The 16,395-nt window shown below is 66.2% G+C and carries 11 protein-coding genes; 5 read left to right on the top strand and 6 right to left on the bottom strand.

Annotated features, from left to right (window positions below; translation table 11 throughout):
- Positions 1 to 84: 84 nt before the first annotated feature.
- Positions 85 to 5,781, top strand: a complete 5,697-nt coding sequence (locus tag JQ591_RS34880; RefSeq protein WP_211400485.1) for a negative regulator of septation ring formation — start codon at positions 85 to 87, stop codon at positions 5,779 to 5,781.
- A 256-nt stretch (positions 5,782 to 6,037) separates the two neighbouring features.
- Here the strand turns inward: JQ591_RS34880 and JQ591_RS34875 are convergent, their stop codons facing one another.
- The 3 genes from JQ591_RS34875 to JQ591_RS34865 are packed head-to-tail and all read right to left on the bottom strand — an operon-like array spanning position 6,038 to position 8,845.
- Positions 6,038 to 6,922, bottom strand: coding sequence for an MlaD family protein (locus JQ591_RS34875; protein ID WP_211400484.1), 885 nt, complete (start codon positions 6,920 to 6,922; stop codon positions 6,038 to 6,040).
- A gap of 16 nt (positions 6,923 to 6,938) precedes the next feature.
- Positions 6,939 to 7,709 (bottom strand): ABC transporter ATP-binding protein, encoded by a 771-nt coding sequence (locus JQ591_RS34870; RefSeq protein ID WP_007612400.1) that lies wholly within the window; start codon positions 7,707 to 7,709, stop codon positions 6,939 to 6,941.
- Between the two features lie 2 nt (positions 7,710 to 7,711).
- Positions 7,712 to 8,845, bottom strand: a complete 1,134-nt coding sequence (locus tag JQ591_RS34865) for an MlaE family ABC transporter permease (RefSeq protein WP_211400483.1) — start codon at positions 8,843 to 8,845, stop codon at positions 7,712 to 7,714.
- A 134-nt stretch (positions 8,846 to 8,979) separates the two neighbouring features.
- Here JQ591_RS34865 and dgcA point away from each other — a divergent pair, with 134 nt between their 5' ends.
- Positions 8,980 to 9,975 (top strand): N-acetyl-D-Glu racemase DgcA, encoded by a 996-nt coding sequence (gene dgcA, locus JQ591_RS34860; protein WP_211400482.1) that lies wholly within the window; start codon positions 8,980 to 8,982, stop codon positions 9,973 to 9,975.
- Here the strand turns inward: dgcA and JQ591_RS34855 are convergent.
- Positions 9,945 to 11,141 carry an MFS transporter gene (locus JQ591_RS34855; RefSeq protein ID WP_211400481.1) on the bottom strand — a complete coding sequence of 399 codons (1,197 nt, stop codon included), beginning with the start codon at positions 11,139 to 11,141 and terminating at the stop codon, positions 9,945 to 9,947. The two genes, dgcA and JQ591_RS34855, sit on opposite strands and share 31 nt — an antisense overlap.
- 75 nt (positions 11,142 to 11,216) lie before the next feature.
- On the opposite strand from JQ591_RS34855, the gene JQ591_RS34850 reads away from it, so the two are divergent.
- On the top strand, positions 11,217 to 12,611 hold the full coding sequence (locus JQ591_RS34850; RefSeq protein ID WP_211400480.1) for a hypothetical protein: 1,395 nt from the start codon (positions 11,217 to 11,219) through the stop codon (positions 12,609 to 12,611).
- 260 nt (positions 12,612 to 12,871) lie between these two features.
- Here the strand turns inward: JQ591_RS34850 and JQ591_RS34845 are convergent, their stop codons facing one another.
- The gene (locus tag JQ591_RS34845; RefSeq protein WP_211400479.1) at positions 12,872 to 13,231 is read right to left on the bottom strand and encodes a hypothetical protein; all 360 of its coding nucleotides are present in this window, start codon (positions 13,229 to 13,231) and stop codon (positions 12,872 to 12,874) included.
- A gap of 234 nt (positions 13,232 to 13,465) precedes the next feature.
- On the opposite strand from JQ591_RS34845, the gene JQ591_RS34840 reads away from it, so the two are divergent.
- Positions 13,466 to 13,795: an antibiotic biosynthesis monooxygenase family protein gene (locus JQ591_RS34840; protein ID WP_211400478.1), complete on the top strand. Its 330-nt coding sequence runs from the start codon at positions 13,466 to 13,468 to the stop codon at positions 13,793 to 13,795.
- Here JQ591_RS34840 and JQ591_RS34835 read toward each other — a convergent pair.
- Entirely contained in the window at positions 13,788 to 14,231 is a 444-nt protein-coding gene (locus JQ591_RS34835) for an RbsD/FucU family protein (protein ID WP_211400477.1), read from the bottom strand. The genes JQ591_RS34840 and JQ591_RS34835 overlap by 8 nt on opposite strands.
- A 164-nt stretch (positions 14,232 to 14,395) precedes the next feature.
- Here JQ591_RS34835 and JQ591_RS34830 point away from each other — a divergent pair, with 164 nt between their 5' ends.
- Positions 14,396 to 16,219, top strand: a complete 1,824-nt coding sequence (locus tag JQ591_RS34830; protein ID WP_211400476.1) for a caspase family protein — start codon at positions 14,396 to 14,398, stop codon at positions 16,217 to 16,219.
- Positions 16,220 to 16,395 lie beyond the last annotated feature (176 nt).

Below are 16,395 nucleotides of genomic sequence, written 5' to 3'. Positions count from 1 at the left end.
AGCGGCATGATCCGGACTGTGGGCTTGCGTAGCGCGCAGAGCTCGCGGGGGGACGCGTACAAGTAACGAGGGCTCGGACTGAACATGGCGAACACTCCGAAAAAGGTCAAAGACCCCACAGAAGTTGCGCTTTCTGCGATCCAGGAAGCCCTGAACATCAGCGACACGGCAGCGGACACCAGCCGCAACGCCTCGATGCGCAACGAAACGTCGCCTCCGGTGGCGCCACCGGCTCCCCCGATCTTCGACGAACCGAGCTTCGACCCGCGCGCTGCCGCGAACGAACGCGCGATGTTCGACCCGATCGAGGAGCCGCGCAGCTCGCGCCGCGCCGCCAACGACGACCGCGAGACCATTGGCCAGTTGCTCCAGGCGCTTCAGAAGGGCCGCCCTGCCCGCAGCGTCTACACCTTCGCCACCGTCTTCGCCGGCGTCTGGCTCGCCGCCTGCGCCGCGCTGACGGTCGGCTTCCTGCCCTCGATCCAGGCCGCCATGGGCCAGAGCGGCGGCGTGCTCGTCATCGCCGGCCTGATCGCGATGTTCTTCGCGCCGATCATGCTGTTCTACTTCCTTGCTAGCCTGGTCTGGCGCGGCCAGGAAATGCGCATGATCGCCCAGGCGATGGCGCAAGTCGCGATCCGCTTCTCCGAGCCCGAGGGTTCGGCCTCCGATTCCATGGTCACCGTCGGCCAGGCCATCCGCCGCGAGGTCGCGGCGATGGGCGACGGCATCGAGCGCGCCATCGCGCGCGCCGGCGAGCTCGAGACGCTGGTCGCCAACGAGGTCGCGGCGCTCGAACGCGCCTATTCCGACAACGAAGTGCGCATCCGCGCCCTGCTCCAGGACATCGCGCATCAGCGCGACAATCTGGTCGGCCAGGCCGAGCAGGTCCGCAGCGCCATCTCCGGGGTGCAGATCGATTTGCGCCATGACATCGCGCTGATCTCGGATGCGATCGCCTCGCGCGTCGACGAGGTCGCCAAATCCATCACCGGCGCGCTCGAAGAGCGCGGCGCCCACATCACCGGTGCGCTCAGCAACGCCGGCGACAACATGATCCTCGCGCTCGGCGAGCGCGGCGGCGACCTGCTCGACCGCCTCGAGGAGGCCAGCAACGAGACCACGCGCGCCGTGCTCGACGCCAGCGAGCGGCTGACCACCAGCCTCAACTTCAAGACCGGCCACGTTCACGACGAGTTCGTCGACCTCGCCGATCGCGTCCACGAGATGCTGAACGAGCGCATCGACCGCATCACCGGCGAATTCGAGCAGCGCTCCGCCGCGATCGTCGACGGCATCTCCGAGCGCACCGAGCAGGTGCACGACAGCCTGAAGAATTCGTCGGACTCGCTGCTGCTCGAGCTCGAGCTGCGCTCCAACGACCTCTCCGCCAAGATCGACGACGCCGGCAACCGCCTCGCCGGCCACATCATGACCTCCGGCGACAAGGCGAGCGAGGCGCTCGACGCCACCGTCAACACGCTGGTCGCCAAGGTCGTCAGCCAGACCGAGACCGCGCACGACTCGCTGTCGCTCCAGATGAGCGCCTTCGACGAACTGGTGAAGAACCAGGGCACCGAGCTGGTCGAGAAGTTCGCCCGCGACTCCGGCACGCTGGGCGCGCTGATCACCCGCCACATCTCCGAGTTCGACCGCACCGTGAAGACCTTCGGCGGCGAGATCGTCGATCGGATGGGCCAGCGCACGCAGGACATCCATGAGTCGCTGAAGACCTATGTCGACAATTTCGACACCCGCTTCACCTCCAACGGCGGCGCGATCACGGCTGTTCTCGACCAGCGCCTGGTGCAGTTCGAGACCACGATCGGCGAACGTGTCACCAACCTCGATGCCTCGCTGAACGGCAAGATCTCCGGCCTCGACTCTGCGATCGACGGTCACATGAAGACCTTCGACGAGCAGCTCGTCGGCCGCGTCGCCGCGCTCGAACAGTCGTTCGACACCCGTGCGAAGTCGGTCACCGAGACCATCGATGGACGCCTCAACACACTCGCCTCGTCGCTGACCGACGGTGCCGCGCAGGCGATCCAGTCGATCGACTCCCGCCTCACCCACCTCACGACGTCGCTCACCGACGGCGCATCGCAGGCGATCGAGACCATCGACACCCGGCTCAACTACCTCACGACCTCACTGACCGATGGCGCATCGCAGACCATCCAGTCGATCGACACGCGCCTCACGCATCTGACGACCACCCTCACCGGCGGCGCGTCGCAGGCGCTCGAATCCATCGACACGCGCCTCACCTACCTGACCACCGCGGTGACGAACGGCGCCTCGCAGGCCGTGCAGTCGATCGACACCCGCCTCACGCTCCTGACCTCGACGCTCACGGACGGCACCGCGCAGGCGATCGAGGCGGTCGACCGCCGCATCACCGGCGTCACCGAGATCATCGACGGCCGCAGCACGCAGCTGACCGACACGGTCACGGCGCGCTTCCAGGACATCCACCAGGCCATCGAGACCAAGGTCGGCTCGGTCGCCAGCGACATCGACGTGCGCGTGGCGCAGTTCGAGGACCTGCTCGGCTCGCGCGTCGAGGCCGTCGCCGGCCGCATCGAGAGCAGCGGACGCCAGGCCAGCGAGGACATGATGTCCCGCGCCGAGATGATCTCGACCGCGATCCGCTCGCATGTCGAGGACGCCGAGCGCTCGCTCACCAACCTCGTAGTCAACACCAGCGAGACCATCCAGACCGGTGCGCGCACCGCGCAGCAGTCGCTGATGACGGTTTCCTCCGACGTCAACGCCCAGCTCAAGATGACCTCCGCCGAGGTCGAGCGCGCGCTGACCGCTGTCGGCACCGGTGCCGCGAACTCGATCCTGAACAGCGCCCGCGAAGCACAGTCGACGCTGGTCGCCGCATCCGGAGATGCCTCCAACCAGATCAAGTCGCTGTCGGCCGACGTCGAACGCACGCTGTCGTCGGCGGGCTCGGCGACCGCCGCCTCGATCCTGGCCGGTGCCCGCGAGGTGCAGACCACGCTCGTCACGGCGTCCTCGGACGCGGCCAACCACGTCAAGACCCTCACCGCCGACGTGCAGCGCTCGCTGTCGATGGCCGGCTCCACCACGGCGGAATCGATCACCGCCGGCGCCCGCGATGCGCAGAGCGCGCTGATCGCGGCCTCGAGCGAGACCGCCAACCAGATCAAGGCACTGTCCTCGGACGTGCAGCGCTCGCTCTCGATGGCGGGCACCGCGACGGCCGAGACCATCATGACCGGCGCCCGCGAAGCCCAGAGCACGCTCGTCAACGCGTCCTCGGATGCGGCAAGCCAGGTCAAGTCTCTCGCCGCCGAAGTGCATCGGTCGCTCTCGCAGGTCGGCCAGTCGACCGCCGAGACGATCACGACCAGCGCCCGCGATGCCCAGAGCACCCTGCTCGCGGTCTCCGCCGAACAGACCGGCCAGGTTCGTTCGCTGGCGGCCGAGATGCAGCGCGCGCTGGCGACCGCCGGCGGCGCCACCATCGAGGCGCTCACCAGCGGCGTACGCGAAGCCCAGGGCACCCTGATCTCCGCCTCGACGGACGCTGCGAGCCAGATCAAGTCGCTGACCACGGACATCGAGCGCACATTGACCTCGGTCGGCGCCGACACCGCCTCGACCATCCTCAACAGCGCGCGTGAGGCGCAGACCTCGCTGACCTCGACCTCGGCGGATGCCGCAAGCCAGATCCGCACGATCTCGAGCGAGATCGAGCGTACGCTGAGCACGGCCACCGCGAACGCGACCAACGACATCCAGACCAGCGCGCTCAACGCCCAGAACGCGTTGATCAACGCCTCCAACGAGGCGAGCTCGCGGGTCAAGTCGAGCTCGGCGGACGTCGAGCGCTCGGTGCTCGCCGCCAGCAGCAGCTTCGGCCAGGCCATGACCGGCAAGACCGACGAGATCGTCACCTACGTGCAGCAGCAGTCCGACCGTCTCGCCAACATGATCGACGCCAAGCGCGGCTCGCTCGTGGACGCGATCGGCTCGAAGACCAGCCAGCTCACGCTCGACATCGACCGCGTCACGTCCGACGCGCTGAAGTCGATCGAGACGCGCGGCCACGCGTTCTCGCAGACCATGATGGGCAACGGCTCCGAGGTGGCGCGGACCATCAACTCGGCGAGCGAGATGGCGACAGGTGCCGTCAACAAGTCGCTCAAGGACCTCGAGCAGGCCTCGCGCGCGGCGATCGACCAGTCGCGCCAGGTCTCGATCGCGGCGGTCACCGAGATGCAGGAGACCAGCAAGATCCTGCGCACCGATACGGTCGCCCTGTTCGAGCGGCTGCGCGAAGGCAACATCCTCCTCCAGGAGGTGCTGACCGGTGCGCACGACAACCTCAACTCGCTCGAGCGGGCGCTGGTGACGCGTGTCGCCGACTTCGTCTCGGCGATGAACGACGTCACCTCGCGCAACGGCGCGGCGACCCAGAACCTGGAAGACCAGCTCAACGTCTTCAACAGCAAGACCACGCGGGCGCTCCAGGATCTCGGCGAGCTGTCGACCCAGTTCGACGCGCACGGCAAGGCACTCGTCGAAGCCGCGCAGGTCGTGGAGCAGAGCAACAAGAACACCACCGCCTCGCTCGCCGAACGCAAGCAGGCGCTGGAATCGCTCGTCACCACGATCGACCTGCGTACGGCCGATCTCGACCAGCGCCTGTCGCGCTTCACCGGCCTGCTCGATGAATCGCTGGCGGCCGCCGAAGAGCGCGCCCGCGACATCGCCCGCGTCGTGGCCGAGACTGCAGGCGCCGGTTCTGCCGCGATCACCCGCCAGTTCGAGGCGGTGCGGTCGGCCTCCGAAGAGGAGCACCGGCAGACCGTCGAGGCCATGCACGACATCTACCGCCAGACCACCGACGAGGCGGATACGATGTTCAAGCAGTCGACCGAGAAGTTCACCAACCTCGTCTCCAGCATGAAGCAGATGGCGTTCGAGATGCACAACGAGCTCGAAGCCACCCGCAACGAGCTGCGCCGCGGCGTGCTCGAGATGCCGCAGGAGGCCGCCGAGAGCACTGCGCAGATGCGCAAGGTGATCGTCGACCAGATCGAGGCCCTCGCCGAGCTCAACCGCATCGTGGCTCAGCACGGCCGCGGCCTCGACGTCTCCACGACGGGCCGCGCCAGCGTGCAGCGCCAGGAAGAGCCGATGCTGGCGACCGTCGGCGCGCGCAGCAGCACCGAGACGCGCATGCGCGAGAGCGCCAGCGCCTCGACGCTACCGCCGCCGGACCTCGGCATGCCGGCCTCCTCGCGCCGCACCGAAGCTCCGCCGGTCGCGCCGGCCGGCAACGACCAGGGCCGCGACGGCTGGCTGTCGGACCTGTTGAGCCGCACGGACGCCAACCAGGGTGCGCCCACCGGACGTGAAGCCCAGCGCGGCCGCCAGGCTGCACCGGCTCCGCAAGGTGGCGGCAATCCGCTGGAATCGCTGTCGCTCGACATCGGCCGGCTGATGGACCGCAACCTCGCATCCGAGATGTGGGACCGCTACCAGCGCGGCGAGAACAAGGCCTTCACCAAGCGCCTTTACACGCCCGCCGGCCAGAAGGCCTTCGACGAGGTCGCCCGCAAGTATCGCTCCGACCGCAACTTCAAGGGCACGGTCGACCGCTACGTCGCCGAATTCGAACGCCTGCTCGACGAAGTCGCCCGCGACGGCCGCGGCCCGCAGGAGCTGCGCAACCACCTGACCTCGGAGACGGGCCTGGTGTACACGCTGCTCGCCCACAGCGCGGGCCGGCTGGGGTAAGCGGCCAGTCGCCAAGACGCATGACGAATGAAAACGGAGGCCTCACGGCCTCCGTTTTGCTTTGGGGGGTCATTAGGAACGAAGCGATCGACCAAACATTCGATGTCGTCCTGGCGAAAGCCAGGACCCATACCGCGAGGTCTATCGATTGCGGCAGGTGGAAGTACCGAACGACCGCTCTTCGCCAAACTCCTCCCTGGGGTAATGGGTCCTGGCGTTCGCCAGGACGACACCTGAGAAGCGCCAGGCGTTTCCTCTACTGCCGCCTGCGCTCGGGCGTCGCCGCGGGCTTCGGCGGCTCGGGCGGCGGTGGAGGAGCGGCTGCCGGTGCGCTGTTGCTGGCGCCGAACAACACGCGGGTTGGGTTGCGGTCGAAATTGTTGACGGCGCGGCTTATGTCGCCGAGCGTGCGGCGGCCGTCGGTCATCAGCGCACCGGAGCGCTTGTCGAAATCGTCGGCCAGTTCGCGGATCGACTTCACCGCCAGAAACAGCTCGCCGCCGTCCTTGCCGCCGGCGAGCGTGTTGAGGCCGAGCATGAGGCTATCGGCCTTGAGCATGACGCCGTCGACCTTGGCCATCACGCCGTCGATCTTCTCGGAGTTGCGGGCGAGCGAGTTGGTGAAGTTCTCGAGATTCTTCAGCGAGTTCTTCACCGACTCCTGATTGTCGGCGACGATCTTGTTGATGTTCTGGAGCGTGCCGCGGATCGCCTCGGTGACATCCTGGAGCTTGTTGGGATCGGCCGTCAGCGTCGGGATGCCGTCCTCGTCGAGCGGCGGCGGAGGCGCCGCCTCCTCGCCGCCCTTGAGCGAGATCGCGGCAACGCCGGTCAGGCCCTGGAATTCGAGGCCGACCAAGGTGTCCTTGCGGATCGGGGCGTTGTTCTCGACCATGGCGAGTGCGACAACCCGCCGCGGGTTGTCGAGCTTCACCGAGACCACCTCGCCCACCCGGATACCGTTGAAATTGACACTGCCACCGTTGCGCAGGCCCGCGGCCGGGCCCTCGAACACGACGCGCAGGGGGCTGCGCTGCTTGGTGGTGTGCAACGACTGAAACCACAGCACGAAGCCGATCGCGGCGGCGATCACCGCCAGCGTGAACGACCCGATCAGCACGTAATTTGCGCGCGTTTCCATCAGCTACTCCGGCACCTCAGCCCATCACCGCGCGAGCGCGCTTGCCATGGAAATATTGCCTCAGCCAGGGATGCTGCGAGGCCTGCATGTCGGCGATCGACCCTGCCGCAATGATCTTACCGTTGCCTAAAACGGCGATGCGGTCACATGCTGTGTAAAGGCTATCGAGGTCGTGCGTTACCATGAAAACGGTCAGCCCCAAAGTACGCTGCAGGGTCCTGACCAGCTCGTCGAAGTCGCCGGCGCCGATCGGGTCCAGGCCCGAGGTCGGCTCGTCCAGGAAGACGAGATCCGGATCGAGCGACAGCGCCCGCGCCAGCGCCACGCGCTTGATCATGCCGCCCGACAGTTCCGAGGGAAAGCGATCGGCGACTTCGGGCTTGAGACCCACCATGGTGAGCTTGGCGATGGTGATCTCGTCCATCAGCCGCTGCGACACCCGCAGATATTCGCGCATCGGAAACTGGATGTTCTGCCGCACCGTGAGCGAGGAGAACAGCGCGCCCTGCTGAAACAGCACGCCCCAGCGCCGCTCCACGTTGCGACGCTGCGACGTATTGGAGGCATCCAGGTCGACGCCGAACACCTCGATGCTCCCTGCGACCTTCGGCACGAGGCCGATGATGGTACGCGTCAGCACTGATTTGCCGGCACCCGAGGGGCCGACGAAGCCGAGTATCTCGCCGCGCTTGACGTCGAGGTCCAGCCCGTCGAGCACGCGCGTCGCACCGAACTGCACGGTGATGTCGCGGACGCGGATGATGGGGTTCTGGATCTCGCCTGCCATCGTCACATCCCGATCGAGGCGAAGAAGATGGCGAACACACCGTCCATGACGATGACGAAGAAGATTCCCTTCACCACCGACGCCGTCGTGTGCTGTCCGAGCGATTCCGCGCTGCCCTGCACGGCGAGCCCTTCGACACAGGCGACGATGCCGATCACGGCGGCCATTACCGGTGCTTTCACGATGCCGACGATGAAATGGTCGATCGAGATGGCGTCGCGCAGGCGCAGCAGGAAGGCTTCGGGATCGACGCCGCCATAGAGCCAGGCGACGAGACCGCCGCCGTAGAGCGCGGCCATTGCGCCGAGGAAGGCCAGGATCGGCAGCGCCAGCACCAGCGCCAGCATGCGCGGCAGCACCAGCACCTCGATCGGATCGAAGCCCATGGTGCGCAGCGCGTCGATCTCTTCGCGCATCTTCATCGAGCCGAGTTCGGCGGTGTAGGCGCTGCCGGAACGGCCGGCGACCATGATCGCCACCAGCAGGACGCCGATCTCGCGCAGCACAAGAACGCCGAGCATGTCGACGACGAAGATGTCGGCGCCGAACCGGCGGAAATGGAAGATGCCCTGCTGGGCAATGATGCAGCCGATCAGGAAGGTGATCAGCACGACGATGGGCACCGCGCGCCAGCAGACCTGCTCGAGATGATGCACGGTCGAGGTCAGGCGGAACGAGCGCGGGTGAATCAGGGTGCGCGCGCCCGCCGCGAGCACCGCGCCGAGCATGTCGATCAGGCCCGCGACCGTGCCGGCAACACCGGCCACGGTCCGGCCGATCTGCTCCAGCATGCCGGTGATGGTGATCGTGCTGGTGTCGATGACGGGCGTCGCCCTGACCCGCCGCACCTCGTCCACGAGGCTCGAATAATTGGCGGAGAGGCCGGCGATCTGCGCCTCGACGGCGCCCTGCGTCAGGCTGCGGCGCAGCCGCTCGATCAGCCAGGCGCCGAAGGTGTCGAGCTTGGCGACCTCGGAAACGTCGATGAAGACGCTTTGCGAGCCGCCTGCGAGCTTCTCGGCGTCGGCCACCATCCGCTCCAGGACCGGCGCGAAGCTCGCGGTCCAGGTTCCGGTAGCGCAGAGTGCCAGCGCATTGCCCTTCGCAATCCGTTCCAGCTTCGGATCGCTGCTCAAGATATCCGCTCCCGTGAAGGGGCGGAGGAAATCAGATGGTTGCGCACGCGCCCTTACCCAGAGAAGGTATCCCCGACTGGTTAACGTTAGTTGCTAGAGGTAACTAGCAGGTTCAGATTTCGCCAGAGTTCAAAATGACTTCCAGCAAAGTTCCGGTTCTCGCCGCGCGAATCGAGCGCTTTCCCATCGCCGGCAGTTTTACCATCAGCCGGGGCGCCAAGACCGAGGCCGTGACCGTCGTGGCCGAGGTCAGCCGGGGCGGCCTGACCGGCCGCGGCGAATGCGTGCCATATCCCCGCTATGGCGAGACGCCCGAGGCGACCCTTGCCGCCATCCAGGCCATGCAGGAGGCCGTGGCCGGCGGCCTCACCCGCCAGGCCTTGCAAGCCGCCATGCCGCCCGGGGCGGCCCGCAATGCCCTGGATTGTGCCCTGATCGATCTGGAAGCCAAGGCGGCCGGCTTGCGGGCCTGGAGCCTGCTCGACCGCCCGGTGCCGGGCGAGCGCACCACGGCCTACACGATCTCGTTGGGCACGCCCGAGGCCATGGCGGCGGCGACCGCCAAAGCGGCGCACCGGCCGCTGCTCAAGATCAAGCTCGGCGGCGACGGCGACGGGGAGCGGATCGCCGCGGTGCGCAAGGCCGCTCCTGAATCCGAACTGATCGTGGATGCCAACGAGGCCTGGACCGAGGCCAATCTGGAGCACAACCTTGCGGCCTGCGACGCCGTCGGCGTCACCCTGGTCGAGCAGCCGCTGCCCGCCGGCAAGGACGACGCGCTGGCGCGGATCAAGCGGCCGCTCGTGGTCTGCGCCGACGAGAGCGTGCACGACCGCTCTTCGCTCGCGCCGCTCCGCGAGCGCTATGACGCCGTGAACATCAAGCTCGACAAGACCGGCGGCCTCACCGAGGCGCTGGCGATGGCCGATGCCGCGCAGGCGCTCGGCTTCGAGATCATGATCGGCTGCATGGTGGCGACCTCGCTGTCGATGGCCCCGGCGATGCTGGTGACGCCGGAGGCGCGCTTCGTCGATCTCGACGGCCCGCTGCTGCTGGCGCGCGACCGCGATCACGGCCTGCGCTATGACGACAGTCTGGTCTATCCGCCGGATTCTTCGCTCTGGGGCTGAGCCTTGAGCCGGTGCCGCGCCGACCAGATCAGAAGCGCGCCGGCAGCGGCCATTGCCGCCATGACGTAATACAGCCCGTCGCCGATGCGGGCGTAGATCGCGCCTGACGCGATCGAGGTGGTCGCACCCAGCAGCCCGGTGCACGCGGCGTAATAGCCCTGCCCCCGCGCGATCCGATGCGAGGGCACGCGCTGCACCAGGAGATTCATGGTGCCGAGGATGGTCATCCCGAAGGTCAGGCCGTGGCCGAGCTGCACGACCGCGAGCAGCACGAGCGGCGGATCGTGCGCGGTGACGACCCAGCGCACCACCGCGCTCGCGCCCCCGATCGCCATGAGCGAGGACGGGTGCAGCGAGAAGCGCGGCGACAGCGCGAACACGACGATCTCGGCGATCACCCCTAACGTCCAGAGGCCAGCGATCGTCAGCCCGCCGAGGCCGTGGGCCTGCCAGTTGATGGCCGAGAACGTATAGTACGCGACGTGACTGCCCTGGATCAGCGCGGCCGCAACGATGATGGCCCAGAAGCCGGCATCGCGCAGCAGCGCCTTGCTGGCGTGTGCCGCTGTCGTCCTTCGCCTGACATCGTCGAGCGGCTGCAGCAAAAGGCTGGCGGCGACCGCAACGATCGCCCAGGCGACGATGACCCAGATCAGATCGCGCGCCGCGATGTGGTCTACGAGATAGCCGCAGGCGAGCGAGCCGGCTGCGAAGGCCGCCGAGCCCCACAGCCGCACCGGCCCGTAGTCGAGCCCGTAGCGGGCGACGCCACGCAGCGCATAGGCGTCGGTCAGCGGCATGGTCGGCGTCCACATCATGCAGGTCAGCGCATAGATCAGGAACAGCGCCAGCGGCTGCTGCTGCAATCCGACCGCAGTGAACCCGATCGCCGTCGCGAGCACCGACACCATCATGCCGGCGCGAATGGCATGTCGCTTTTCGGCGAAGGCGGTGATCTGCGGCAGGGTGGTGAAGCGCGTGATCGCCGGCAGCGCGTTGATGAGGCCGATCCAGGCCGCGTCGATGCCGATCGCCTTCAGCCAGACCGGAAAGAACGGCAGATGCGTACCCGACACCGCGAACACGGCCGAGTAGAACAGGGCGAGGCTCACGGCGAATCGCCGCTTCCGAGATACCGCGATGGGGATTTGTGATTCGGGTGCCATCAAACCAATTGCGATTCGGTCGATATCGTGATGATCGTTACTGTAACGCGCGGTGATTTGCGCGACGAGATTGACATGGCCAACGAAGCATTCGCCCTCTCGCCTATGTCTGCCCGCGCGGCTGAGCCGAACGAGCAGGATTACGACGCGATCCGCGAAGCCTTCCTGGAGACCGCGCGCGGCCGCTGGTTCCTTGGCGAATACGCCAAGCGCAACCGCAATGCCGACACCCGCATGGTGCTCGACGCGGTTGCGAAAATCGAAGAAACCCTTGCGGCACAGCGCCAACCCGTCGTCGAGGACCGCCTGCCCGAGGCGCTGGTCGCAATCCGGCACGCGATCCGCGAAGCCGAGACGATCGCGATCGCTGCCTTCGATCCCGCGGCGATCGAGGCGAGCCTCGCGCCGATCCCGCGCGGCCTCCGCATCATCAAGGAGATCTCCTGGCGCTGGCGCGAGATCGGCGCCGACGGGCGAATCTGCGACCTGATTGATTCGCAGCTCGCGTCCATCGAGGCGGCCTGCGCGCAGGTTTCGACCATCGACCCGCGCGCCGACCTCAAGGCCGCATTCGATCTGCTCAAGGACCGGATCGACCAGACCGACGGTGACGCTCCGCCGCAGGCTGCGCGCCCCTCGCCGGCTCCGGTGCAGGACGCGCCGTCGTCCGTGGCGGACGCTCCGCTTGCGGAGGCCGCGCCTGCGGCGATGACCAGCGAAGCAGCCGTGGCTTTTACGGAGGCGCCGCAGGACATCGCAGAGGCGATCGAGCCCGAAGCGGCCATGGAAGCAACCATGGAAGCGGCCGGCGTCGCTGAAGCCTTCTCCGTTCTCGAGCAGGCGATGGACGCCGCGCTGGAGCCGGAGGCCGTCGCCGAGAGCCAGATCGCGCCTGAAGACGCCGCTTTTGCAGAGCCGGCCGCTGCGCCCGCCGACTTCGCCGAGGTGACGGACGAATTTTCGCTCGATGCCGCCGCCGAAGCCGAGGACGAAGCGATACTCGAAGCCATCGCGCTGGAGATGGCCGCGCCTGATCCGGAGTTCGACGAGATCATCGAGCCGGTCGAGATGGCAGCGACCATTCCGGAGCCGGTGGTTGCAGAGGCCGCAACGCCCGTTGCAGCCGAGATACCGGAGCCGATCGCACCGGAGCCGGCCGCCGTATCGGTCGTGGAGGAGCCCGTAGAGGAAGCGCCGATCGCGATGGAATCGCTTGCGCGCCTCACCAGCGCCATTGCGGAAGCCGCCGCCGAAGTGATGGAGCAGCCGGCGCCGGCCATGGCAGCCACTGCGACATTCGGCGCAGCACCGACCACGACGCTGCCGATGCCCTCGCCGGTCCCGGAAGCCTCACTCGGCGCCACCATCCTCGCCAGCGGCATCCTGCAAAGGTCCCGCGCCGCCGCAAACGATCCCATGGCGCCAATCCGCCGCATGACCCAGGCCGAGAAGATCGCGTTCTTCTCGTAAGGGGCGGCGTACTCGCCGGTGTCCCGGACAAGCGAAGCGCAGAGCCGGGACCCAGAAGCCACAGCCTCCGTCGCAACATGGACCCCGGCTCTGCAGCGCACGGTCGAAGAGACGCTGCGCTGCGTCCGGGGCACGAGAGCGGAGTGAGGAAAACACTCTCTCCTCAACGTCATTGCGAGCGTAGCGATGCAATCCAGACTGTCACCGCGGAAAGACTCTGGATTGCTTTGCTACGCTCGCAATGACGGATGCTCAGTCGATCACCCGCAATTCCACACCGCGCCGATCGGCGTCCGCGTCCAGCACGGCCCGAAACTGCCGCCATTGTAGCGGCCGCCGCCAAAGCCGGGCCGGCCGAAATAGCGCCACTCACCATCCCAGCCGTAATATTGGGGGACCGGATCGATGTACCAATGGCGCCGGTCGCTACGCGACATCCGCCGCATCGCTTCCTTCTGCTTATAGAGCGGAATGCTGTTGCTCAGCGGCTGGCGATAGCCCGGCAGGAAGCCGTAGCCATGCCAGGCTTGCGCCGGCCGTTTCTTGACGGACTCCGCCGGAGCCGTAGCCGGCAGCAGAGACAGGACGATAGCGACAGATAGACACATAAGGCGCGACATGGACCGACCATAGACAGTCGGATGCCGGCAGGCCATTCAAATTCGGGTGCGAAGTTCATCGCAACCGGGAATTTCGCACGACATCCGACGATCGGTGTTTCGCCGATGAAGAATTGACACAAGCGGAAACAACCCGTGCACGAAAACAATCTCGCCTGCCGCGATGTAACAAAGCCAATCGCGAAACCGAAGAGATCGGGGGACGGAAATACCATCACCGAAGGTTAAGGAAACATGATTGGCGAAGTGATTGTCATTGGCGACCTACAATTGCGGAACGGCGCCTCTGTCGACGAACACGACCGGCTCGGCGAGCGCATGTACGACATCGTCAGCCAGCTGCCGGGCTTTCTGTCGATCAAGTCGTTCAAGGCCAGCGATGGCGAGGAGCTCACAGTGTTCCGTTTTGCTTCGGAGGAGGCGCTCGAAGCCTGGCGCACTCACCCCGAACATGTCGAGACGATGAAGCGAGGACATGACGAATTCTACTCCAGCGGATTCCTGCAGATCTGCAAGGTGATCCGCGAAGTCGGACCATTCGAGCACGCTGACGTTTCTAGCTGATCACACCTTTCCTGATCAGGAAGCATCCGTAACCCCTGCTGTCGCCGACCTGCACGACGCCAAAGCTCGCCGCCGCCGCGCGATAAAAATCCGGCCGGGAGAGTTTTCCGGGCGTGACCGGGCCGCCGACGGCGCGTTCGATCTCGGCGAGCACCGCGCGCTGCACGTCGGGGACGCGGTCGGGATCGTCGACGGGCATCATCACGCGCACCGGATCGGGATCGAAATCGTCGAGCGGGTAGACCGACATGATGGCGCGGATCGCGATCTCCATGCTCATGCCCGGCAACTGGATCAGGCGCTGCGAATTCGTGCTCTGCGCGATGCGTGCCGCGGGGTGATTGGCATCGACGAAAACGAGGTCGTCGCCATGGCCCATGGAAGCCAGCAGCCAGAGCAGGTCGGGCGTGAGGATCGGATCGATCGATTTCAGCATGTGACGGACTGTCCTCCCATTGGGCGCCCACCTTGGCAGGTTCCAAGCGTGATTCAGATCACGCAATCTACCATGGTGATGGCGATCACGGACCTCAAACTCGAACGCGGCCAAGCTCCCCGGCAACCAATCTCGTATCGAGATCAGTGCCAAAGGAGCACGCCATGTTCCGCCTAAAACCTTTCCTGATGACGGCTAGCCTGCTGGGAAGCCTGTTCGGCTTCGCCTGCGGCCCTGTTTCCGCGCAGGTCGCCCCTGTCGAACCGGCCCCCACCGCGCTGCAAGGCCCGGAACAGCGCGTAGCGCTGGTGATCGGCAATTCGAACTACCAGAACGCGCCGCAGCTCGCCAACCCCGACAATGACGCGGACTCGATGGCGAAGTTCCTGAATTCGGCCGGGTTCGAAGTGGTCGCCGCGACCGACCTGACCCAGAACGACATGCTCCGCGTGGTGCAGGACTTCTCCGCCAAAGTGTCGGCGCGCGGTCCGAACACGGTGGCGATGGTCTACTACGCCGGTCACGGCGTGCAACTCGCCGGCGAGAACTACCTCGTTCCCGTCGACGCCAAGGTCTCAAGCCAGACCGAACTCGTCAACAACTCCGTCCGCCTGGTCGACGTGATGTCGACGCTGGAGACGATCCCGAGCCGCATGCGCATTGTCATCCTCGATGCCTGCCGCAACAACCCCTTCCCTAACGTCAACGATGCCGGCCGCGGCCTTGCCATCGTCGATGCGCCGAACGGTTCGATCGTCGGTTACTCGACCGCGCCGGGCGCAGAAGCGCAGGACGGCACCGGCGGCCACAGCCCCTACACGCAGGCCTTCCTGAACGTCGCGCGCGAGCCCAACGTCCCGATCGAGCAGCTGTTCAAGCGCGTTCGCCTCGAAGTGAACCAGACCACCAGCGGCGCGCAGATCCCGTGGGAGAGCTCGTCGCTGACGTCTGACTTCACCTTCTTCGGCGACACCGCTGTCGCCGCCAACCGCGCGCCGGTGAATGCGCCTGTCGTGCAGATGGCCTCCAACCTGCCGAGCCGCTCGACGCGCCAAGCCTATGACTATGTCGTGTCCGAGGCACGGCCGGAGTACTATCAGGAATTCATCGCGATGTATCCGCACGACCCGCTGTGCGATCACGTCCGCTGGCTGCTCAACAACCTCATGCTCACGCAGGCCTGGCACAAGGCGGTGCTCGCGAACTCGCCCCTCGGCTACAAGAACTTCTACGACAGCTACGGCAACACCCCCTATGCGCAAGTCGCGTTGACGCTCCAGATGCAGCCGAAGCAGATCCCCTTGATGCAGGCGACCAAGTTCCTGGCGCCGCAGAATATCGCTCCGGCCTTCAAGATCGGCAATCTCGGCCAGCCCAAATACATGCCGCTGCAGCAGGGTAATGGCGGCGCGCAAGTGAACGGCAATTTGCCGATCGTGCAGAAGTCGGGCGACAACAACGGCATCGGCAAGCTCGGCAATGGCGGCCAGATCGTCAACCTGCCGGCGGGCAACAACCAGCCCAACCCGCAGAACGGCACGCCGTCGCAGACCCCGGGCAAGATCGTGACCCTGCCTGCGCCGACCAACACCACGACCACCAATGGCGGCATCGGCAAGATCGTGACGCTGCCTGCCACCAACAACAACCAGAATGGCGGCACCAACAATACCGGCACTGCCAACGGCAACCCCGGCAAGATCGTGAGCATGCCGGTGAATGTCGGCAAGGGCGGCTCGACCGTCGATGCGAAGCCTGTTCAGACGCAGAACAACCCGATCCGCGTCAACAACGGCGTGAAGATCAACAACAACCCGGTGAACAAGGTGCAGGTCCAGAACAACGTCCAGAACAACGTCCAGAACACCCGCCCGCAGTTCAACACGATCAACCGGATCGGCAATAATGGCAGCAACAACTTCCGCCAGTCGATGAACCAGAGCCAGGGCAATAGCGGCGGCAACAACCACCGCGGCTTCATGCACTGATCGCGGTCGGAGCGCACACACGACAAAGGGGCAGAGCGGTGACGCTCTGCCCCTCTTCGCGCGCCTCGTCCTTCGAGACGACCGCTTCGCGGTCTCCTCAGAGCCTGACCGAAAAAAGGTGAGCGGCATTGGCGGGCCTGTGATTCCTTCGGATTTGCAAAGATTCGAGGGAGGAC

This window comes from Bradyrhizobium canariense (assembly GCF_018130465.1).
Lineage (GTDB): Bacteria > Pseudomonadota > Alphaproteobacteria > Rhizobiales > Xanthobacteraceae > Bradyrhizobium > Bradyrhizobium canariense_C.
The sequence above is the reverse complement of the archived record's forward strand: the minus strand, read 5'-3'. Positions and strand labels throughout refer to the sequence as shown.

Excerpts from the sequence above, each read along its gene's own strand:
- JQ591_RS34880 (WP_211400485.1), top strand. The coding sequence starts at position 85 with ATGGCGAACACTCCGAAAAAGGTCAAAGACCCCACAGAAGTTGCGCTT.
- JQ591_RS34875 (WP_211400484.1), bottom strand. The coding sequence starts at position 6,922 with ATGGAAACGCGCGCAAATTACGTGCTGATCGGGTCGTTCACGCTGGCG.
- JQ591_RS34870 (WP_007612400.1), bottom strand. The coding sequence starts at position 7,709 with ATGGCAGGCGAGATCCAGAACCCCATCATCCGCGTCCGCGACATCACC.
- dgcA (WP_211400482.1), top strand. The coding sequence starts at position 8,980 with ATGACTTCCAGCAAAGTTCCGGTTCTCGCCGCGCGAATCGAGCGCTTT.
- JQ591_RS34855 (WP_211400481.1), bottom strand. The coding sequence starts at position 11,141 with ATGGCACCCGAATCACAAATCCCCATCGCGGTATCTCGGAAGCGGCGA.
- JQ591_RS34850 (WP_211400480.1), top strand. The coding sequence starts at position 11,217 with ATGGCCAACGAAGCATTCGCCCTCTCGCCTATGTCTGCCCGCGCGGCT.
- JQ591_RS34845 (WP_211400479.1), bottom strand. The coding sequence starts at position 13,231 with ATGTCGCGCCTTATGTGTCTATCTGTCGCTATCGTCCTGTCTCTGCTG.
- JQ591_RS34840 (WP_211400478.1), top strand. The coding sequence starts at position 13,466 with ATGATTGGCGAAGTGATTGTCATTGGCGACCTACAATTGCGGAACGGC.
- JQ591_RS34835 (WP_211400477.1), bottom strand. The coding sequence starts at position 14,231 with ATGCTGAAATCGATCGATCCGATCCTCACGCCCGACCTGCTCTGGCTG.
- JQ591_RS34830 (WP_211400476.1), top strand. The coding sequence starts at position 14,396 with ATGTTCCGCCTAAAACCTTTCCTGATGACGGCTAGCCTGCTGGGAAGC.